The organism is Herbinix hemicellulosilytica (assembly GCF_002904165.1).
GTDB lineage: Bacteria > Bacillota > Clostridia > Lachnospirales > Lachnospiraceae > Mobilitalea > Mobilitalea hemicellulosilytica.
On the sequence record NZ_CVTD020000026.1, the window covers coordinates 1 to 21,561 of the forward strand.

The window sequence follows — 21,561 nt, forward strand, 5'->3', positions numbered from 1 at the left end:
CAAAGAGCCATAAAAAATAAATACTTAATGTCAAAAGGCTCTATGCCATATTAAGAATAATTGATATATTTCTTAATAACTGGCACAGAGCCTATTTAAATCTTTTATTATTTTAAATTTAAAGCCATTCAGATTAATTGCCAAAATTTTAAAGCAAATTATTACTTTTAAATATCGTAATCAGGTTACTATATGCATTCATTTATACTTTAATTTTCAGTCCTCATAGCCTCAATTGCACTGATCTTTGTCGCCCGTCTGGCAGGGAAATATCCGGACAAAAGTCCTACCACCACTGATATTCCCAGACCAAGGAAAGGCAAATAAAACGGTATTATTGAAAATGTAGCAGCCATACCTTCTGCAGGCTGGCTTCCGGACATCAGCGCTCCAAACAAAGGCTGCCCGTATTTGTTGATTAGAAATGAGGCCACAAAGCTAAATGCTACGCCGATAACACCGCCTAAAAATCCGATCATTCCCGCTTCAAACAGGAATAACATGCGGATATCCTTGACCATACATCCTAAAACCTTCATTATACCGATTTCCTTAGTCCTTTCATATATAGACATTACCATGGTGTTAGCTATACTTATGGCAGACACAAACATGGATACGGCACCAAGGAAGAAGAATATGATCTGTAAGGTTTTAGATGCTTCTATAGTAGGCTTGATATATTGCATCACACTGTATGATTGATACCCCATTTCTTTTAACTTATCCTGGACTTCTTCGACATGGTCAATATTGTCTACATTAAGTCTTATCTGCTGATAATTTTCCAGCTCTTGAAGGGCTTTCTTTCTGTCTTCCAAGACCAGGGTGTTAGCATATTGACGATATATTTTTTCGTAGAAACCAAGATCAATATATATGTAGTAATCGTGTTCCGATTTGGTTTCTACCATCTTGGCAATGTTATTTACCTGCCATACAAACTCTTTCTTTTTTTCATTTCTCCTATATTGCCAATCATTAAATTTGAAATATATTTTTTCCTTTTGCAGGTCAAGTTCTATAGGAGTATAGTTTCTCCAATTCTTTGAATCAAAAAATTCAGGCTGACCGGATCCGAATACAAATACACTGTCATTCTCTTCAGAAGGATATTCGCCATACTGCAGTTCCGGAAATTCAAAGTCATCGAATACGGCCATATCCATTGCCATCATATTGCTCCATCGGGTTTCATACTTTCCCGTATAGAATGTTCCATTTACATTTACTACAGGTGTTACCGCCCTTACATGATCAATAGATTTTATTTTCTCTACCAGATTTTTGTCCAGCTTCTGCTGCTGGCTTCCGGTCCAGTTTCCGCTCTCGTCATAGATATCTCCCCAGGTGTATATGGTTATCATAGTAAGGCTTCCGAATTCCTTTACCTGGGTTTCGAAACTTTTATCCATTCCATGACCGATAGAAATGGTTATAATAATGAACAAACAGCCGATAACGACCCCCAGTACAGTTAGAATGGTTCTTACTTTTCTTCTGAACAGGCTTCTGAAACCCATTTTCAGCAAATCACTAATCCTCATACAGATCAATTCCTTTTTTGATTTTAAGTTTGGCCAGGAACGCACCGAGAGCAATACTTACAAGAAGCACGGCTGCGGATATTCCTATCACAAACGGCCATGAAGAAAGTAACGGATCTTTCACCTCGCTCATTCCAGTTTCCATATCCGGATACATTATTTCTCCTTCAACATATCCGGGATCAACATATCCTTCATCGAACTCCGGGATTCCAATTTCTCCTTCTTCGAAAGACGGCTCCGCTGTCACTCCGTCTTCCATGCCTTCATTAAAAGCATCTCCGGAAGTATTTTCCTCGGAAACAGCGTCGAACTCTCCGGCATTTACTTCATCCGAAGCTGTATTTTCGTTCATAATGGCATCTGCTTCTGCATCTATGGTTATATTTTCATCGGATATAACATCCATAGTAGACATTTCCTCCGTAGCTGCTGTATTTTTTCCAATTCTCATAAATTCACCCATAATATCCTCCATTCCTATAAAAACCTTTTATAAGGCTAATTAGAACATTTCCTCTTCTTTCTTGCGAAGTCTGTTTTTATATATGCTTATGATTACTTTCCTGGATACAGGAACAAATACTATAAATAATGCAACCTGTAATACTACAAATGCCCATGTAGGAAGAATAGGTTTCTTAGGCTCAGGCAGGACAGGATTGAAAACATCAACCCCTCCGTCTTCAATGCCCGGATCCCAAACCTGTGCTCCCATTACAAAGGTCTCAAATTCCTTAATATATACCTGTTCGTCCCCGTTGCTGTCTTCATATGTTATTTTTAATATTCCTTTAGCCATTCCTTCCACATTGGGGATTACATCAAATTCTCCATATTGGCGGTCTCCCGCATTGACATTGCCTAAAAAATACATACTTCCGGCAGAACCAACAAAATCGCCTTCCACCGTAGCTATAACGTTATTAAGCATGGATTTACCCATGTTATAAAATTCAAACCCTAAAGTTGCCGGATTGCCCACCATTACATTACCGTCCCAGGAATAGACCTGGACATTATCTACCACCGGTCTGGCATTTTCCACAACCTGTAAATTTAATTCATGAGTTACTTTCTCTCCGATTTCTCCGGTAGTAGGATTTGGCTTAATACCGTCGTATTCATATTCTATGGTTACCGTTATCGGATATGCTGCGGTTGCCGCATCCGATTTGATCTTCAGCTCAAGAGTATTGGTATAGGTTTCTCCGGGTCCGATCTTACTTACAAAGAAACTGTTGCTTCCCTGGGTAGGGGAGAATATCTCTCCCTGACTGCCCGAAGACTTACCGGATACAGTTATAATAATGTTTTTAGCTGCTACCGATGAATGGGTATTGCGTACCTCAAATGTGAAATTGAATATTGAACCGGCACGGAGTTCTTCTGCATCCGATCCGTAATTGCTGATTATAAGCTTAGGTTTGCTGGCACTTCCCAACTCATTTCTTACATTTAAAATAGGTATGTCTATATCACTTCCGCCATCGGTATATGAATATCCCAGTGTCAGGATATTTAATCCTTCTACGGCACTTTCAGATACCGTAAAGTTCATAGTTACTCTCTTTTTAGTTCCGGCTTTTAGCACATTTATATAGTAGTAAGGATCGGAATCTACAGGAATAAAGCTGCTTCCTGCCAGATTTTTTATAAGCAATTTAAAATCATTAAGATCCTTTGAACTCTTGTTTTCCACATCAAAGGATACGGAGATTCTTCCTCCTGCTTCAGGACTTTCGGGAGTCTGTTTAACGTTGCTTATAAGTACGACTGGATTTCCGTCTTCTGTTACCCCTTCCGCTTCTATACTCGGGTAAATTGTTAAAGTAGACTTATACTCCACTCCCTGCTCATCAAAATATACCAGATTTAATTTAATTTCTTTTACTCCTCCCGTAATGTCTTTGGAAACCAGCAACGGGATTTCGGTTTTATATGTACTCTTGGCATCTATATCCCACAATTCTATATAGTCGGTGTAATAATCTTTTATAAATTTTGAAGCTCCGAGGCTTGATTCGTCCACACTGATTCTGGGATTATAGGCTGTTGTTTTACCGTTGTTTTTAAACTTTACAATGAGGCCCAGTTTTTCACCGGGTTTTACACTTTTCTCATATTCATAACCGTCCAAAATAAGGTTAGGCGCATCATTATTTTCTTTTAAGGTAATATATACATCATAAGAATCGGTTATGGATTCTCCTTCTGCTGTCTTATGAGTCAGATTAACTTTAATAACATTCATTCCCGGTTTTGCACTGGACAAAATCTTAATAGGAATTTTAACGGCTACTTCCTTAAGTCTTTCAATATCCTGAAGCTTAATATTTTTAGTAGCATAGTCGGCTATCATTCCTGTATCGCCGTAATCTACACTTACAAAAACATTTCTGGCAGTAATTTCACCGTCGTTTCTTACGGTAAATGTTAATTCAGTACTTTTTCCTATAACCGCATTGCTATATTTAATATTATAAATTCCCAGCTGCGCCGGTCCTATTTCCTGTAAAATCTGAGTATTAACTGTAAAATCCGTTGAAGCCGGATTCCCATTCTCATCGGTACTGTAAATGTATAATTTAATCTGGTAAATACCTATTTTTGCAGTTTCTGAAACTGTAACATCAAATTCTATGTACTGATCAACAGATTGATATTCATAAATTATATCGGTATTTAAACCTAATCCGGGCGTAACCAGTTTCGGCTGTGTAGCGGTATAAGGAGTCCCGCTGGTATCGGCTATTATAACCGGTGAATGTATGGAAGATCCCACAGCCCTTACCGGAACTTTAAGTGTTGTTGTCTCACCGGGAGTTAAAACATAAACTTCCGGCTTGGGGTTAATCACTTGAATTCCCTGTGCTTTAACCGGTATTGTATTACCTGCCAAAATCATAATTAACAATACTGCCGATAAAAATGTTGATATAAATCTTTCTACTCTCTTACTCATCCAATATCCCTCTACTTCCTATTATTTGTTATTATATCTTTGAGTTTAAATTAGTTTTAATCTTAAGACATTAATACAATTGCTAATTGCTTGCCGATAAGGCATTTATATTATCAGCTGTTTGCTCATAAACCTGATTTGGTGTGTTTTCGGAGCTTTCCTGACTTTCCTTACTGTCAGGATTAACCTCAATAATCTCCTGAATCTTACCGTCAAGTATGTGAATAATTCTATCAGCATAATCAGCTAAACTCCTGTCATGGGTAACCATGACTATCGTCTGATTATTCGCCTTTGCCATACTTTTTATGAGCTCCATAACCTCTCTGCTCGTTTTCGAATCCAGGTTACCGGTAGGTTCGTCAGCAAATACAATCTCCGGTTTACTGACAAAAGCTCTGGCAATTCCTACTCTTTGCTGTTGTCCTCCGCTCATTTCCGTAGGTTTATGTTTCAGGCGTGACCCTAAACCGACATTTATAAGCATCTGGCGGGCCAACTTCCGTCTAATCTTTGGCTTCATATGTTTAAAAACAAGAGGCAGTTCCACATTTTCCAGGGCTGTCATGGAATTAAGCAAATTATATGACTGAAATACAAAGCCCAAAGTGTTTTGCCTGAACTTTGCCAATGCTTTTTCACTCATTTTATGTATATTATACCCTTTAATAATTATTTGGCCCCTCGAAAGCTTTTCTATGCCGGCCATCAGATTCAGCAAAGTCGATTTACCGGATCCCGATGCGCCGTACAAGCAGCAAAATTCTCCTCTTTTTATAGAAAAGCTTACGTCATCTACGGCAACAATACGTTCCTTACCCATTCGGTAAATCTTTTTCGCATTTTTGACCTGTATAATAATATCCTGATCGTTTTTCATATGGCACCATCCTATACTTTTAGGCAAATTTTAGGCAAAGCCAGTATTATGTTTACAATATATTACATTATAATCCTTGTTAAAATTTTAATCAATAAATAATTTCTTTTATTTTCCTGATGTACTATATATTAGACGATTGAAACAAAAAAATATATCCATTAAATTTATAAAATTTATAAATTTTTTTATTTCTGTAAATTTATTCAAATTTTGTTCGGTTTAGCATCATTTGTCGTATCTGCAGGTTTTACAGTCTGACTTTTTTTAGCGGCTCTGTTTTCAACAAATCTTACAAATACCAGTTTCACATAAGCACCTACCGGCACCGCAAGAAGCATACCCAAAAAGCCGCCGACCGCACTGCCGAAGATTAGAGATATTATTATTATCAGAGGATGAATTTTAATTGAACGGCTTAAAAGTTTCGGCCCGATATAATTTCCGTCAATAAACTGAATGACGGCAAGAATTATAATGGATATTACAAGTTTTTTTATTTCACCGTTTATGAGACAAACGAATGCCGTACTTACATAGGCAATAACCGGTCCGAAATACGGTATTAAATTGCCTATTCCGGCAAATATGCCTATAACCAGTGCAAATCTGACACCGGTAAGAGACAAAGTTAGGCTTATTAGTACCATCATAACAAGAGCATCGGTCAATTGCCCTCTAAGATAACCGGAAAAGGCATAATCCAAATCATTCAGTATAAGGGTAATTCTGTTGTTGGTGTTTTCGGAAAAGACTGCATAAAATGTTTTCTTTATAAAATCCTTAATTATTTTTCCGTCGATGATAAAATAAAATCCGATGATAAAGCTAAAAATAACCGTTGTAAGATATTTTGATATATTAGTAAGAGTATTGACTATGTTTTGTGCCAAATTCTTTAGTGCATCCAGTATTACAGTCACGGTCTCTTCCACATACTGCTCCAACTGGCTTGAACGAATATCTAGCTTCTCCATATTTTGCAAAATAGAATTATAAAAAGCTTCCAAACTCTTTTTATAACCTTCCGCCAGTCTTATAATATCATCAAAGTTAGCCAGTTTTAGCTGATCCGTCACGCTGTAAATCAGCAGTGATATTAAAGAAGCCACAACTATAAACAATAGTACAACAGACAAAACAGCCGCCCAGGTTCTTTGCCTTTTCATTTTTTTAAACAATTTAAACTTATGAAATTTTTCTTCAAAAAATCCTACAACCGGATCCATCAGATAAGCAAATACAAAACCTAATATTACCGGTTTTATCACCTTAAGCAGCCAATTTAACTTTTCAATCAGTACAGACAAAATCTGCCATGCATTTTTCGCCAATAAAGAAAGTATATAAATAATAATAGCCGTGAAAATAACATACAGGGATATCTGCAAATACTTACGATTAAATCGGTCTTTAAGCTTCATTAAAACGATTTATCTCCTTTCGCCGTATTTAATATAATCCGCAATAATTTCAACCGCATTGTCTATACCCACATAATCACTTCGTACAGATATATGATAATTTTCAGTCCTGCCCCATTTTTCGCCGGTATAATAATTGTAATAATTCGCTCGTTGCTTATCGATTTTTAAAATATTATCCTCGGCCTTTTCTTTAGGCATACCGTACAAATTAATTGCTCTTTCCTTGCGGTAAGCCAAATCTGCCCATATAAATACATGAACAGCTTCCCGGCGGTCTTTTAATATATAATTGGCGCATCTTCCTACTATAACGCACGGCCCTTCCCCGGCTATTTTTCTGATTACATCAGACTGAGCCAGATATATCTGATCATCCAGAGAAAGATTAATAAAACCTATATCCTGGTTTCCGTATGCATTCATCCCCATAGCTATGGTATATAGAAGGCTGTTGGTTGCCTTTTTTTCCGCATTTTCAAAAAAAGCTTCAGAAAAGCCGCTCTCTTTTGCAGCTCTTGTAATTATTTCTCTGTCATAAAAAGGAACACCGAATTTTTTAGCCAGTTTCTCTCCTATTTCCCTTCCGCCGCTTCCGTATTGCCTGCTTATTGTAATAATGTTTTTAATAGTATTCACCCCCAAATACATTATCAAATACATTATTTAATACATCCAAATTCAGTATATCATACTATTTTTTATAATTGTTAATATTAGAACAAAATAAGATTAATTTTTAATTAAAAATCTTGCTTTTAAAATCACTCTTTTTATAGCGGAAGAACTGGTATATAACTGTTTGTATAAATTGTTATAAAACTCCTCTATGATCAAATACTCCATGAAACCAATTTCATTTTTTCCAAATCTGGCTTTCCTGGCAATATCCATGCATTCTTCAAAGTCTTTAACCGGAAGCAATGAAAAATTCATTTTTACATATTCTTCATTGTCTTCTAAGCTTTTTGCTTTATTTGGAAGCAAACCGCCGATAATAAATAACCGTTCAATGTTTTCATAAATCCTTAATGCTTTTTTGCTGAAGTTTTCATTTTTTTTGCCGAAATTTCTTTTAAATATATATGAACATAATGCCGCGGTAAGAATAAGTATCGCCAAACCGTACCATATGGTGCCTGATGAATTTTTTTCGGCTTTTTTGCCATTAATGCCATCTTTCTTTACGGCTTTATTTTCACCAGGCTCAGGTGCGACCGTTATATTCATATTATCCGGAATTTTGGTAGGCTCTGGACTGGGACTAGCCATAGCCTTAGTAGGAACCGGAGTAGGTAATACATCATCCCTGCTTTGTTCAGTCCCGTTAATATCTGCAATTATGTCAGACATATCATCCATGCCTGACCCGACAGTAAAATCCACCGGAATCCATCCAAAACCGTCCAAATAAACTTCAGCCCATGCATGGGCATTATTGTCCCTTACGGTTATTTCTACACTGCTGTCTTCTCCGTCTATTTCATCTAAATAAATGGATGAAGAATTCATAAGATCGGAACTGTTTATGGCATACCCTTCCACATACCTGGCCGGATATCCCATAGCCCGAAGCATCAATGCTCCTGCCGAAGCATAATGGGTACAATACCCTAATTTGTTTTCATACAAAAAATATTCTACAAAATCCTTGTCTTTTGGAAGCTTGCCCGGTGCAAGGGTGTACCGTGTATTATTAAACAAATATTCTTTTATATACGATATGGCATCGGCAAGATTTTCCGCTCGCCTTCCCAATGCTTCCCTAGAAAAATCATTTTTTAATCGTTCTAATCCTTTCTCGGGCAGTCTGGTATAGATATCATATACAAACGCTCTGTATTTTTCTTCATTTTTTTTATATTCAGCCAATTGATCGTCTGATTTAAGCCCTTCCCTTAATGTTTCATAAAAACTTCTATACAAAAATTCATTAAAACCGGTGGTTAAATTGTAATAATAATCATAGGTTCCTATTTTAATATTTTCGTCGTTCTTAACCGACAGGTCATACTCATAACCGACCTTGTCCTTCTCATAAAAAATACTGAAATAGGGTACGTATATTAATCTTTTATCGGCTTTCAGATAAATAACCGTATATCGGCCTTTTTGAACAAAGTGCCGATACGGATAATAGCTTAAAATTATAGCATTTCCTATAACAGGATCATACTCTTCTCTTGACATATCTCCTATAATTTCTTTATACCTGTCGGCAATCTCTCTGGTATGGGGTTCCCAGCTGTCACCGGTATAAACGCTTCCAACATAACCTTTCAAGTATATGCCTTCCGTTACCGAGCTTAGCGGAACTTTTATCAGAAGATGCTCTGTATTGTCATAAACCACCTGATCCACTTTCCCAAGATCTCCAAAATTAAGTCCGCCGGAGCTTGTAATCTTGCCGGAACCTATATTCCATTTAACATCGGCAATTTTCTCCGAAACATCCTGTATGGAAAAATTCATAATCTTGTTTTGTATCCTGGATTTTGCTTCGTATATTTTGCTTCTGTTGAAATTTTCATAATGCCTGGCAGGAATAATAAGTTTTAAGGTAAAAAATAAAGACAGCGACAAGAGACAGATTATCATGGCTGATTTTATTCCAATACGGCGAATCATACTCTGTTGAAACCGGCTTGATTTATTATGGGAATAGTCCGCAACCTGCAATAGACCGTTGGATACAGACATGAAAAGAAAAACCAGAATATATCCGATCAGTTGAATTTCCGGAGGGGTAATGCCCATGGCAAAGCTTACCGCCACAGGAAAAAGCATAAGGACATATATCATCCGGTTTAACCGGCCCCTAAGCAGCGAATAAGCCAAAATACCGGTTACCGGTACAAGAAAAAATATAATAACAAGGGTTAAATCCTTTTTGGCGTTAGAAATATCGACAACAAATTTGAACGCCTCAAATTCATAATACTCGCTTGCCCGTTTTATTACTGCATTTTCCAAGAGATAAAACCCGTTCCGGATATTCTTAAAAAAATAACGGAATAAACCGCCATATATAACAAGGGAAATTATCATTTTTATTAAGTCATAGGCAGGGTGTATGAAAAAAACAAAAAATATGCAACCTGTTATGAGTATACTAAAATACAGCCAAATGTATAAAATTTTTAAACTAAAACATCTTATTAAAAAGTCAATAAAGAAGCAGCTACCGCCTAATACAGCAAGCAGTTGTATTAATCTCATATAAAAAGGAAATTTCTTCTTGTTTTCCTCTTCCAGATAAACGGTATTATCAAAAATTATACCGTCTTTTCTCTTTTTTTTCATACCTTCATCGTCACTCCGAATTAATTTTCAGATTTTTAAGTCCTGACTTTATGTCTGAAGAACTTACAAAAAACAGGCCCATTCCGGTTTCAAGCAACTTTTCTTTAATATTATCGGCGGTAAAATCCTCTTGAGCAATTGAACTGTACTGGGCGGATTCTTCATCCTTATTAACGTATATAATAAGTCTGCAGGTGCTTTTTATCAAAATAAGAGAATCCAGTTTTTCGTCATTAACCCTGTTTGTTATATAGAATACATCCGTATATAACTCGTTGGCGTACTGTGCAAAATAATCTGCCGCTACATCCACATCTTTAATGTAAGGGCCACTGCTTAACAATCCGTCTATAGCTTCATATAAGTCATTTTCATTAACTATTCTTACTCTTATTATGGTTTCCTGTGTCTTGTCATACCAGGCAAGATAATGGATTTTACCTTTCAGCATAAAAGAATATGACAAAGATAGAGTACAATCCAGCAATGAATCTATTATATCCGGTCCGTCATTCCGCCCGGATATGGCCATATCGGCTATTATCACCACCGAGCAATTTAAAGGCTCGCTGAAATCCTTTATCATAAGCTGATTCTGTTTTAGACTGAGCTTCCAATGTATTCTCTGGGGCCTGTCACCCTCCCGGTATTCCCTGATGGCAAATACCTCAGAGGGATCATCTCCGCTTTTTGTATTTGAATAAGTATCGCTTTCTATCTGCATCCCGCAGCGGGCATTAATTATGTCATCGGTCATCTCATATAAATTTGGTAGCACCGCTACTTTAATTTCATTTAAATTTTTCTTTCTGAGAGAAAATATTTTTAAATAATCATATATTTTAACTTTAGATAAGGATACAACTATATTTCCTGCATAATCCGATTTAAGGTTACAAGTGGCATGGGTAGTCGAACGGCTGTCAACGGATACGTAAAAAACCTGTTTGTGCTGCTTAAACCGGTCCGAAAAAGAGTTTACATAACTGATTGTTATGCATATTACAGTAACAGGAAATAAGGTAGGATTATGAATTTGCACGGATACAGGTATGTTTTCCCCTTTACTTGCCACATGTGCTGAAGAAACCAGTTCAACGGACAGGCTTACATAGACATAAAAAAGAATAGCAAGAAGTATAAAAGGGCAAATCACAACCGCAAGAAACAAAATCCCCATATAATAATCATTGTATAATACAGCTAAAAGCCCTGTAAGGATTATAATTGCAATATACTTTAACTGATTTTGTACCATTGCCCACCTTCTTAATATCTAAAGCCGTATTCCGCTTCTTTTCCTTTTATAATAATTCTTGGCGGCCTTACTATTCTTAAAATATCGTCCAGCAGGTTGTCCACGGTAATGTTGTTTACCCTTGCTTTCGGTTTTAATATAATCCTGTGGGCAGCAACATCTTTAAATATATACTGGACATCCGACGGTATTACATAATCTCTGCCGCTTAAAAAAGCCAAGGCTTTTACCATATTCATTATAGCCAGGGACCCTCTCGGACTTACTCCCAGTTCTATCAAAGGATTTTCCCTGGTTTGCTGTACAAGTAAGGTTATATACTCATAAATGGAATCATGAATATATACACCCTCTACCATATTCTGCATATATAAAATGTCGTCCCGTTCAACTACTTTAGTAACCTTGTCCAGCGGATTGGAATTCTGTCTGTCTTTAAGAATTCCTATTTCGCTTTTTAAATCAGGATATCCTATTGATAATCTTACCATAAACCTGTCCAGTTGAGATTCCGGCAACATCTGAGTACCTATGGACCCTATCGGATTTTGTGTAGCTATAACCACAAAGGGTTTGGGTACGTCTCTTGTTATGCTGTCAACCGTAACTTTGCCCTCTTCCATAACTTCAAGCAAAGCCGATTGAGTTTTGCTGGATGTACGGTTTATCTCATCAGCCAAAAAAAGGTTACACATAACAGCACCGGGTTTGTACTGATAACTTTCCCCATCTTTGGTTAACAGATGAAATCCAACTACGTCCGTAGGCAGTACGTCCGGCGTAAATTGAAGCCTGTTATATTTGAGAGCCATAGCTTTTGAAAATGCCAAAGCCATAGTTGTTTTTCCGACCCCGGGATTATCTTCAAGCAAGATATGACCTTTGGCCAAAACAGCCGCCAGGACCTTGATAATTATTTCCCTTTTTCCTATAACAACCTCATTTACTTCGTTTATAATTTGCAATGCTTTACTGTTATAAACTTCCATCAGGGCCACTCCTGTTATCCAATTATTTCTGTATATGTTGTTATTATAACATATTTTTACACCAATTCAATTAATTTGGAACCCAAGTAGTCAATATATATGTAAATTATTAACATTTTTCTCTGGATTTAATAAGATAATTAGTATAGACTTAACATTTTAAAATCTTCTAAAAAATTATATTTTTATAATTTTACTAAAATATATAGGAGAAATTTTCTACATAGTAAAAAATAATCAGCTACATATTGACTTATCGTCAGAATCGTTTAAAATTAACTTCATGATAAAACGTTGGAGGTAGCAAAGTGAACAAAACAAAGAAAACAATAAAAGGTACTCAGAATATAAAAAAGAAAAAACAGTTTAAAATCAGCCCCAAAATATGGATTGCGACTTCTGCAGTATTAGGCCTGTTATTAATAGGCGCCATTTTATTTGATCAATTGTATAAAAGGCCGTTAATAACCATAGAAGGTGAAAAATTATATCTTGAAGACCTTACTTACTATTTTTACAATAGCGAGTCCACCTATGATTATATGAATCAGTTGTTTGGCGGTTCTTACTGGGACATGACTTACGACTATTCTACCGGCATGACTGTTAGGGACTACGCAAAATTGGAAACAATAAATAATGTCATTTATACTGAAGTCCTTTATAGAGAAGCCGTAGCCAACGGATATACATTGACCCAAGAAGAAGAGAATACTATTAAGGAAGACATTGATAAATTTTTAAACGATAGCGGCTTATCCGAGAAATTTATTGAACGGAACGGATTTACCCCTGAATATCTAACTGAGATATTCACTAAAATCAAATTGGCGGAGCGATACAAACAGGATGTTATTGACCTGTTGCCCATTGATGAAGAAGCAATCAAAGCAGATATAAATTATGACGAATACAGGCAATACGATATAGAGTATCTGTTTATATCCACCAAAAAAACCAATGAAGAAAATTCTTCCACTGAACCTATGAGTGAAGATGAAAAGAAAGCCGCCTATGATAAAATTGCCGATATGAGGGAAAAAGCCCTGAATACTGAAGACTGGTCCACACTTGTTCCCGTTGAGGAAAACGAGCTTAGATACCTAAAAACAAACTTCCTTGCCAAAGATACATTTTTCACCGATGAATTTAAAGAATCTGTAATGGCACTGGAAAACGGCGAAATAAGTGAAATCCTTGAAACAGAAGACGGATATTATGTTGTTCGCATGATTAACAACAATTCATCAGAAGCCTATAACAATGCTGTGGAACAAGCAATCAAAGATAAGGAAGAAGAAGCTTTCAGCAAGCAATATACTGAAAATATCCTTCCCAAATATGATTATAAGTTGCATGAAAGAGCAATTAGGAATTTAAGAATGGGCAGAATTACAATGGTTGATTAATTTTTCCTTATGGCCGTATAATATATCTCTTTTCTGAAATAATAGTAGTGTATAATTCCATAAGATATAACAATGCATTTTTGCTTTGTTATTCACAGAAAGGAGATATCATGGCCAAAAACAAAAACAATAATTACAAAAACAAGAATTCTGTAAAAAATCAGGAGAAAAATCAAGCTAAAAACTCGGTAAAAAATTCCCATGCCCAGGTTCCTGATGATTCACCCGGTCGCAGCGGTCCGGGAGGCAACTAAATATGAAATAATAATAAAATGAGACTGGATACACATAAAATTCATGTGTATTTCAGACTCATTTTGTTTATAATTATGTAAAAATTCCCTACTAATTTCCTATATATAAAACACAGTATAGTTAAAATTTTGCTATCGTAATATCTTGCATTTTGAATAAATAGTGCTATAATGAGTGAACGTAATTCCTATATCTAGATGAATCATAAAATATTTTTAAAAGTATATATAGCAGAGAGGAATATCAAAATGAAAATAATAATTGTTGGGTGTGGAAAAGTAGGCAGTACCCTTGCCGAGCAACTGGATAAAGAAGGCCATGATATCGTTGTTGTGGATAAAAAAAGTGCTGCTCTAAAAAAGGTTACCGATTCCCTTGATGTTATGGGAGTTATAGGAAGCGGAACCAGCCACCGTACCTTGCTCGAAGCCGGAATAGAAACGGCTGACCTTTTAATTTCGGTAACCGGTTCTGACGAACTTAACCTGCTTTGTTGCCTTATAGCAAGAAAGACGAGCCGCTGCCATACCATAGCCAGGGTACGTAATCCGCAATATAACGAGGAAATTGAATTTATAAAAGAAGGCTTGGGTCTTTCTATGACTATAAATCCAGAATTGGAAACCGCGGTTGAAATAGAACGGCTTATAAGGCTTCCGTCCGCAATAAAAGTCGAAACTTTTGCCAAAGGCAAGGTAGAATTGCTTAAACTTCATATACCGGAACACTCAGTGCTTGACGGTATGAAAATTTCGGAACTGTCCGACACACTTCGTTGTAAGGTATTGGTGTGTGTGGTAGAGCGCGGAAATAATGTTTACATTCCGTCGGGAGGTTTTGAACTTAGTTCAAACGATTTGATATCAATAATAGCATCTCCGCAGAATGCCATTGACTTTGTGCATAAATCCAGAATACTGGTCAACGATATAAAAAATATCATGATAGTCGGCGGCAGTACCATTGCAGAATACCTTGCGCTTAGGTTGGCTGATTCCAATATTAACTTAAAAATAATAGAACAAAATCTTGAAAGATGTGAAGAACTTAGTGAACTTCTTCCCGATGCGATTATTATCAACGCCAACGCCGCAGACAGGGATGTTCTTATAGAAGAGGGTATTGAAGATATCGACGCATTCGCGTCTCTTACAAATCTGGACGAAGAAAATATAATACTGTCCCTTTATGCTAAAAAGCATTCTAAAGCAAAGATATTTACAAAAATTACACGGCTGACATATGAAGATATTATTTCCGAAATGCCTTTGGGAATAATTATTAACCCGAAGTTTATTACAACCGACAGTATCCTGCAGCACGTAAGAGCTATGCAAAATTGCGGAGGTTCCGGTATAGAAGCGCTATACAGAATAGTAAGTAATAAAGTCGAAGCTTTAGAATTTTATGCAGGAAAGAATGCAAAACTTCTTGGCATCCCATTGGAAGCGCTTTCACTTAAACCAAATACATTGGTTTGTTGCATAAACAGAAACGGTGAAATAACAATCCCTACCGGAAAGGATTATATTTTGGAAGGAGATACCGTCATTATTGTGACTACAAATAAAGGTTTATACGATCTTAATGACATTCTGCTGTAGTGCTGTGTATCTTAAACAGCACTATATATTTTCTCTTATTTTTATATATAAAAGAACAGTTTAAATCATTTAAATATATCTAAAACAGTCAAAAGGGTTGGGATTAGAAATGAATAAATCGATTATATTCTACATAATAGGATGGATTTTAAATATAGAAGCAGCATTGATGATTTTTCCGGCTATTTGTGCCTTAATATACGGTGAAAAAAGCGGATTCGCTTTTTTAATTACAATAGCCGCCTGCTTATTGATAGGACTTCCCTTGTCCTTAAGAAAACCTAAAAGCAGAATATTTTTTGCAAAAGAAGGATATATTACGGTCGCCCTTTGCTGGATGTCTTTAAGTATTATGGGTGCACTTCCATTTTTCATAAGTGGGCAAATACCCAATTATATCGATGCCCTGTTTGAAATTATATCCGGTTTCACAACCACCGGTTCAAGTATTTTAACCGATGTTGAGGCAATGGATTATGGTATGCTGTTGTGGAGAAGCCTTACCCACTGGATAGGCGGTATGGGAGTTTTAGTTTTTCTGCTTGCAATTATTCCTATGTCAGGCGGTGAAAGTATACACTTCATGCGTGCGGAAAGCCCCGGCCCGTCTGTGGAAAAATTGGTACCCAGAATTAGAGCAACTGCCCTATTACTATATAAAATATATCTGGGAATGACCCTTTTACAAATTGTTTTGCTTTTAATCGGCGGTATGCCTCTTTTTGATGCTCTGACTATTACTTTCGGTACGGCGGGAACCGGCGGATTTGCTATTAAAAATACCGGTATTGCTGATTACACCCGGTACCAGCAAACCGTTATAACAATATTTATGTTTTTGTTCGGTATCAATTTTAATGTTTACTATCTTCTTTTATTAAGAAAATTCAAAGATGCCTTTAAAAGTGAAGAATTAAAATGGTATGTATCAATTGTAGCTGCTTCTATTTTTCTGATATCCTTAAATACCGGCGGTCCAAAAGGATTTTTCGCTGCAATTCATCCTGCGGCTTTTCAGGTTTCATCAATAATCACTACAACCGGATTTGCCACTGTAGACTTTAATTATTGGCCTACATTTTCAAAAGTAATTCTTGTAATTTTAATGTTTATCGGAGCCTGTGCAGGCAGTACCGGCGGGGGTATGAAAGTCTCCCGTATTGTTATTCTAATTAAAACTGTGCGCCATGAAGTTTCTTCACTTATGCATAAACGAAGCGTCAGAGTATTAAAAATTGACGGAAAGAAAATTGAAAATGAAACCATACGTTCCATTCATGTGTTTTTTGTAGCTTATATACTCATATTTGCTGCATCTCTTCTGATAGTATCACTGGATAACCAGGATTTCACCACAAGCTTTACGGCCGTTGCGGCTACATTAAATAATATTGGTCCGGGTCTTGAAACGGTTGGCCCTATGGGTAATTTCAGTGCTTTTTCAAACCTGACCAAAACTGTTCTAATGTTTGACATGCTGGCAGGAAGGCTGGAAATTTTCCCGATGCTTGCTCTTATAAATCTAGTAAAAAGCAAAATAATGTCCCACAAAATCACATTGACCAGGTAAAATCCGGTCAATGTTTTTTATGCTCAACTTGCAAATGTTAACTCTTAACAACTATTACTTCAGTTACCTAATAGGCTCAAATTCAACTTCATAAAGTCATTTTCATTATTACTTTATCAGCAAAAATCAGGTAATACGGCTCCGTCTTCGGAGAAAGGTATTAAAAATTCTGGTATACCACTGGCATAAGGGGCAATCTCATACTGCTGAAAATATATAACAACGCCGTCGTTTGTCAAATAGAAATTGCTGAGATTTAAATTTTCCCTTACGAGATTTTCGTAGTCATCAAAATACATCATTATTCCATTTTGAGGTTCATTTTTTATTTGCTCCAGTATTTCCCTTATATAATATTCCCTAATATCCGTACCGGCAGAAAACAGGTCTGTAATAGAAAGCGGCCTGCTGCAGGCTATATTCCATGAATCCGATGTACGGACCGTTGACCCGTGGGCTCCTCCGGTATACACATACCGGTCAAAATAAAAGCTTAAAATACAATCCCGGTTGTATGTTACGGTAAAATCTTCATATATCTCATACTGTCTTACCGGAAATTGATTAGCCATCGCATATTCATAATCAACCGTTGCCTGCATATATAGGTTTTTGATTTCTTTATTTATGTACATCATGGCCCTTGTCCTGTAATAGGCATTTATCTGCTCCAGAATAAGCAGATTATAATGTGAAGTGAAATAAGGATAGTTAACTGTATAGGTCAAAATAACCTGATTTTTATAATACATTTCCTGTGTTATAACATTCTTGCCAACAAAAATACGGCATTCAGGCATATAATTCAACTTCCGAAAAGTTTTCTTATCAAATCATATGCCTGATACCGTTTATCTATGCTTATCATTATATTACTGTTTACATTATATTGCCGGGCATATCTCATTCATTATTATAAATATATTATTAAATTCAGTTTATAAATCTTCTATCTTATAGGACAAGCCCCTGTTTCACATTCTTTATCGATTATATCATGGATATCGTCATTCTCTAATTTTGCCAAGAGTTCATAATCGAAGGGCTTAATTTTTTGAAGCCTCTCTTCGTAGTCCTCCTTTGTGGTACGCTCGAAAGGAAGGAGAGGGTATGTTTCTTCTGACAAAGGCAGGAAAGTTATTCCTACTATATCGTCAAAATTATCATAAACCCACTGTGCAACCTCATCCCATTCGTGATCTCTGACATGAACCGTAATAGAGGTATTATGGTCGGTCCAATGTTTCATTGACAACTTATAAAGCTCCAATTGCTCTATAGCTCCCACATCAAATTTTGTCTTGCCTTCGGATGCCTTAACCGGGAATTCTATAACCTTAATGGTACAATCTTCATCGGTCTGTCCTACCTCATTATAGATCGGATAGCATCCAAGTTTCTCAACCATTTTATACAAAGGATCGTTTACGGAAATTCTTATCCTGCGAATATAATAATTGGAGTGAGCAAAGTGAATTCCGCTGCTAACACAAGGTAACATTGATAATGTTCCCTCCGGTTTTATAGTGGTCATAAGACTCGGAGGTTCAATTCCCAGTTCTTTGCAGTAACGATGGCCTTCTTTGTGAACTTCTTCTTTCAATCTCGAAAGCAGGCCTGCCAGGTCATCATAGCTCATGCCGGTTTTATTTACCATGTCCATTATGCCGGTAAGAGATACCCCGATAATTCTGTCCTCCTGCATAACCTTATTCCATTCTGGAAGTTCAACATCAACCAAAGTCATCCTGATTGCCACCCTGGTTGACAGCCTAATAATTTTTTTAAGCTGTTCTTCATCCAAAACAGATCCTTTAACGAATCCCATCAGGTTATTGGTAGTAAGATTACAGCACTGTTTTGACCTAAGAAGAATTTCACCGCAGGGATTGCAGCCTTTAAAGGAAGGCTTTCTTCTTAAAGCTTCAGACGCATTTATAAAGCCCGGCTCTCCGTTTATTTTAATTGATTCCAAAATCTCTCTAATTCTTTCTTTAGAGGGGCGCTCAGTATAAAGTACGGAATTATTGCTCATCTTTCTGTGGGATATTTCTGTATCCTCTATCCATTTACCGTCAATAACCTTGTATATATTGCGTTTTGCATTTATAACTTCATCGTCGTCTTCATCGCATATCACCATCATAGCGCTTCTTCTGACTCCGCCGGATACCACATTCTCGCTGATGATTGTTGCAATATCAAGTATGTCTATGGTCTTAAGAACGCCGTCCTGCCTGCGATTTATAACCTTATTAATTTTTTCAAACATCTTTTTTAAAGATTTATGACCGGAAGCTCTGCCTCCAAATCTTCTTAACCTCTCACCCTCAGGTCTTACATAACTGTAATCAATTATTATCTTTGTTACATTTTTAAATTCGTCAAGGGTAACCAGCTTAAAAAAGCTGTCCAGAGCATCACACCAGCCTTCTTTACTGTCGCCTACAATAATTACCGCAATGGAATTATCCTTATCATCATGAATGCATCTGGTATTTTCCATTTCCTCTTTGGAAGTAACGGCCCTTATGGTACCGTCATATCTACCCTCCAAGGTAACGCGGCGCACCTTTGGCAGCTTTCCTATCAAATCTTTGGTTATACGGACTCCTACTCCGCTTCCTATCATAAGCAGATAAAAGACATCTACCAGATCGGATAATTTCTCTATATTGGTAAAGGCACAGTTATAGTTGGATAAAGGATATTCTTCCACAATTTCGGTCCCGCCCATATAAAGGGTTCTTCCGGAAGTAAATGTCCTGAGATTAAATAAGTTGTCAAATAAAAGCTCGGCTTCCTTAATCTCCTCGTCCATATTTATATTTATGCCCATTTTCTTTTTAAACTTGATACCCAGGCCTACATTATACTCCGTTGTCCTAAGAACCGTCTCAAACCATGTTTCGCGTCTTTTTTTATCTTCAAGATATCTGGAATAGGTCCGAAGATAAACAAATTCCCCGATGGGACTGAGCGGGTTTTTTGCATTGCGATATGTACTTAAAAATTCCTCTGATAATAAACGTTCCATTTCCGTACTCCTTCCTGTCGGCTTAATTCCTATGGATTTTTAATATTAATCATTTCACAATTATATTTGGATAAACCGTTTGGTTTTATTCGGCACAACATATTGTATGATATATTATATTATACTACTATATGTATGTCAATACTAATTGATTACTATTATCATTTATTACCAAAATTAATATTTTAAAGGCAAAATAATAAACACTATTTTAGGAATTAAAGTTCCGTCCTTAAATAGTGTTCATTTTCTCTAATTAAATTAAATTATATATTAATTATCGGTATTTAAGTTTATCCCTGGCTAAAACTGTTTATAAACCTCATCTCTTACCCCAGATTTTTAACGCAACAGCCAATTCTTATTTTTCTTTGGCTATCTCTTCCAAAGAAATGCCTGCCATAACCGTTTGGTCCATTTTTTATCATGCTCCAATCCGATTAAAAAACTGTCTGCTACTCTTCAAAATATGCCGTTGCATCATAGGGAATATCTTCGATCCGTTTAGCCAAGTTATCCCACAAAAGCTTGTAAAGTTTGTCTGAATCTTTCATCTTCAAAGCCTGCAGATAGCTTTCGTGCTCTAAGATCATGTTTTCCCTGTCATTCTTATCTTTAATAAATTTTTGTCCGTAAATCAGCTTAAAGAAAGATAAACAGTCCCACAACGATTCAATCATGGAACATATACGGGTTAAACCGCTTATATTATAAATACTGAAATGATAATAACGGTTAAGAATATATATCTCTTTGGCCGGTACCTCGTCCTGGCGTACGGTCATCTTATACTGTTCATGAATCTTTTCCAAAAGTTCAATGTCTTTCTCAGTGACTTTATTGCAGGCATAGCTTGCTGCAACAGGTTCCAATGCTTGTCTTGCTATATAAATCTGCCTTACATCTTCCTGCGTAAGCTTAGCAAGTCTGGTTCCCACATAAGGTATAGATTCTGCCAATCCCATCTTTTCCATGCTGCTTAAGGCTTCGCGAATAGGCATACGGCTGACTCCCAGTTTGCTGGCCAGCTCTTCGGTATTTAGCTTTTCTCCCATATGTAGTTTTCCGTCCATGATCCAATCCATCAGTTTATCAAGAACTAAATTAGGCAGCTTGTTATGTTGAATAACATCTGTATTAACATTATTCATTGTAATGCGCATATTTAAATTCATGACTATTCTACCATCCTGTACATAAATTATATAAACTTAGTATGCTTATCAAACCTATAGGATTTCCACCTGAGCGGTTTCTTCAATTAATTCTGCCGTATGAAAAGTATTAAGAGTGTCCTTGTCCATAACCACAATACCATGG

General features: G+C 36.5%; 16 protein-coding genes. 4 read left to right on the forward strand and 12 right to left on the reverse strand.

What is annotated here, in order from left to right:
• Positions 1-209: 209 nt before the first annotated feature.
• The 9 genes from HHT355_RS11495 to HHT355_RS11535 form a co-directional block, all read right to left on the reverse strand.
• Positions 210-1,547: an ABC transporter permease gene (locus HHT355_RS11495; protein ID WP_103203592.1), complete on the reverse strand. Its 1,338-nt coding sequence runs from the start codon at positions 1,545-1,547 to the stop codon at positions 210-212.
• The gene (locus tag HHT355_RS11500; protein ID WP_103203593.1) at positions 1,537-2,013 is read right to left on the reverse strand and encodes a hypothetical protein; all 477 of its coding nucleotides are present in this window, start codon (positions 2,011-2,013) and stop codon (positions 1,537-1,539) included. Before HHT355_RS11500 ends, HHT355_RS11495 begins: the two co-directional genes overlap by 11 nt.
• Before the next feature lie 39 nt (positions 2,014-2,052).
• Positions 2,053-4,512 carry a COG1361 S-layer family protein gene (locus HHT355_RS11505; RefSeq protein ID WP_103203594.1) on the reverse strand — a complete coding sequence of 820 codons (2,460 nt, stop codon included), beginning with the start codon at positions 4,510-4,512 and terminating at the stop codon, positions 2,053-2,055.
• Positions 4,513-4,594: 82 nt separating this feature from the next.
• On the reverse strand, positions 4,595-5,392 hold the full coding sequence (locus HHT355_RS11510) for an ABC transporter ATP-binding protein (protein WP_103203595.1): 798 nt from the start codon (positions 5,390-5,392) through the stop codon (positions 4,595-4,597).
• A gap of 206 nt (positions 5,393-5,598) precedes the next feature.
• Complete coding sequence (locus tag HHT355_RS11515; protein ID WP_103203596.1) at positions 5,599-6,816, reverse strand: AI-2E family transporter; 1,218 nt, start codon at positions 6,814-6,816, stop codon at positions 5,599-5,601.
• A gap of 9 nt (positions 6,817-6,825) precedes the next feature.
• The gene (locus tag HHT355_RS11520) at positions 6,826-7,479 is read right to left on the reverse strand and encodes a cytidylate kinase-like family protein (RefSeq protein ID WP_242967668.1); all 654 of its coding nucleotides are present in this window, start codon (positions 7,477-7,479) and stop codon (positions 6,826-6,828) included.
• Positions 7,480-7,548: 69 nt separating this feature from the next.
• Positions 7,549-10,119 carry a transglutaminase-like domain-containing protein gene (locus HHT355_RS11525; RefSeq protein ID WP_103203597.1) on the reverse strand — a complete coding sequence of 857 codons (2,571 nt, stop codon included), beginning with the start codon at positions 10,117-10,119 and terminating at the stop codon, positions 7,549-7,551.
• A 10-nt stretch (positions 10,120-10,129) separates the two neighbouring features.
• Positions 10,130-11,377, reverse strand: a complete 1,248-nt coding sequence (locus HHT355_RS11530) for a DUF58 domain-containing protein (RefSeq protein ID WP_103203598.1) — start codon at positions 11,375-11,377, stop codon at positions 10,130-10,132.
• A gap of 11 nt (positions 11,378-11,388) precedes the next feature.
• A complete protein-coding gene (locus HHT355_RS11535; protein ID WP_103203599.1) occupies positions 11,389-12,366 on the reverse strand; it encodes an AAA family ATPase in 978 nt (325 codons plus the stop codon).
• A 308-nt stretch (positions 12,367-12,674) separates the two neighbouring features.
• Here HHT355_RS11535 and HHT355_RS11540 point away from each other — a divergent pair, with 308 nt between their 5' ends.
• The 4 genes from HHT355_RS11540 to HHT355_RS11550 all read left to right on the forward strand — a co-directional run bounded on the left by HHT355_RS11540 (position 12,675) and on the right by HHT355_RS11550 (position 17,204).
• Complete coding sequence (locus HHT355_RS11540) at positions 12,675-13,775, forward strand: peptidylprolyl isomerase (protein ID WP_103203600.1); 1,101 nt, start codon at positions 12,675-12,677, stop codon at positions 13,773-13,775.
• Positions 13,776-13,885: 110 nt separating this feature from the next.
• Positions 13,886-14,029 (forward strand): hypothetical protein, encoded by a 144-nt coding sequence (locus tag HHT355_RS13660; protein ID WP_158245961.1) that lies wholly within the window; start codon positions 13,886-13,888, stop codon positions 14,027-14,029.
• A 249-nt stretch (positions 14,030-14,278) separates the two neighbouring features.
• Positions 14,279-15,634 (forward strand): Trk system potassium transporter TrkA, encoded by a 1,356-nt coding sequence (gene trkA / locus HHT355_RS11545; protein WP_103203601.1) that lies wholly within the window; start codon positions 14,279-14,281, stop codon positions 15,632-15,634.
• A gap of 109 nt (positions 15,635-15,743) precedes the next feature.
• Positions 15,744-17,204, forward strand: coding sequence for a TrkH family potassium uptake protein (locus HHT355_RS11550; RefSeq protein ID WP_103203602.1), 1,461 nt, complete (start codon positions 15,744-15,746; stop codon positions 17,202-17,204).
• Positions 17,205-17,320: 116 nt separating this feature from the next.
• On the opposite strand, the gene HHT355_RS11555 is transcribed toward HHT355_RS11550, so the two are convergent.
• The 3 genes from HHT355_RS11555 to HHT355_RS11565 form a co-directional block, all read right to left on the reverse strand.
• Entirely contained in the window at positions 17,321-18,004 is a 684-nt protein-coding gene (locus HHT355_RS11555; protein ID WP_103203603.1) for a DUF3298 and DUF4163 domain-containing protein, read from the reverse strand.
• 149 nt (positions 18,005-18,153) lie between these two features.
• Entirely contained in the window at positions 18,154-20,241 is a 2,088-nt protein-coding gene (gene nrdJ / locus HHT355_RS11560) for a ribonucleoside-triphosphate reductase, adenosylcobalamin-dependent (RefSeq protein ID WP_103203604.1), read from the reverse strand.
• A gap of 455 nt (positions 20,242-20,696) precedes the next feature.
• Positions 20,697-21,416, reverse strand: coding sequence for a GntR family transcriptional regulator (locus HHT355_RS11565; RefSeq protein WP_103203605.1), 720 nt, complete (start codon positions 21,414-21,416; stop codon positions 20,697-20,699).
• Between the last annotated feature and the right edge of the window lie 145 nt (positions 21,417-21,561).

Coding starts and splice junctions, on each gene's coding strand:
- HHT355_RS11495 (WP_103203592.1), bottom strand. CDS start 1,547: ATGAGGATTAGTGATTTGCTGAAAATGGGTTTCAGAAGCCTGTTCAGA.
- HHT355_RS11500 (WP_103203593.1), bottom strand. CDS start 2,013: ATGGGTGAATTTATGAGAATTGGAAAAAATACAGCAGCTACGGAGGAA.
- HHT355_RS11505 (WP_103203594.1), bottom strand. CDS start 4,512: ATGAGTAAGAGAGTAGAAAGATTTATATCAACATTTTTATCGGCAGTA.
- HHT355_RS11510 (WP_103203595.1), bottom strand. CDS start 5,392: ATGAAAAACGATCAGGATATTATTATACAGGTCAAAAATGCGAAAAAG.
- HHT355_RS11515 (WP_103203596.1), bottom strand. CDS start 6,816: ATGAAGCTTAAAGACCGATTTAATCGTAAGTATTTGCAGATATCCCTG.
- HHT355_RS11520 (WP_242967668.1), bottom strand. CDS start 7,479: ATGTATTTGATAATGTATTTGGGGGTGAATACTATTAAAAACATTATT.
- HHT355_RS11525 (WP_103203597.1), bottom strand. CDS start 10,119: ATGAAAAAAAAGAGAAAAGACGGTATAATTTTTGATAATACCGTTTAT.
- HHT355_RS11530 (WP_103203598.1), bottom strand. CDS start 11,377: ATGGTACAAAATCAGTTAAAGTATATTGCAATTATAATCCTTACAGGG.
- HHT355_RS11535 (WP_103203599.1), bottom strand. CDS start 12,366: ATGGAAGTTTATAACAGTAAAGCATTGCAAATTATAAACGAAGTAAAT.
- HHT355_RS13660 (WP_158245961.1), top strand. CDS start 13,886: ATGGCCAAAAACAAAAACAATAATTACAAAAACAAGAATTCTGTAAAA.
- trkA (WP_103203601.1), top strand. CDS start 14,279: ATGAAAATAATAATTGTTGGGTGTGGAAAAGTAGGCAGTACCCTTGCC.
- HHT355_RS11550 (WP_103203602.1), top strand. CDS start 15,744: ATGAATAAATCGATTATATTCTACATAATAGGATGGATTTTAAATATA.
- HHT355_RS11555 (WP_103203603.1), bottom strand. CDS start 18,004: ATGCCTGAATGCCGTATTTTTGTTGGCAAGAATGTTATAACACAGGAA.
- nrdJ (WP_103203604.1), bottom strand. CDS start 20,241: ATGGAACGTTTATTATCAGAGGAATTTTTAAGTACATATCGCAATGCA.
- HHT355_RS11565 (WP_103203605.1), bottom strand. CDS start 21,416: ATGAATTTAAATATGCGCATTACAATGAATAATGTTAATACAGATGTT.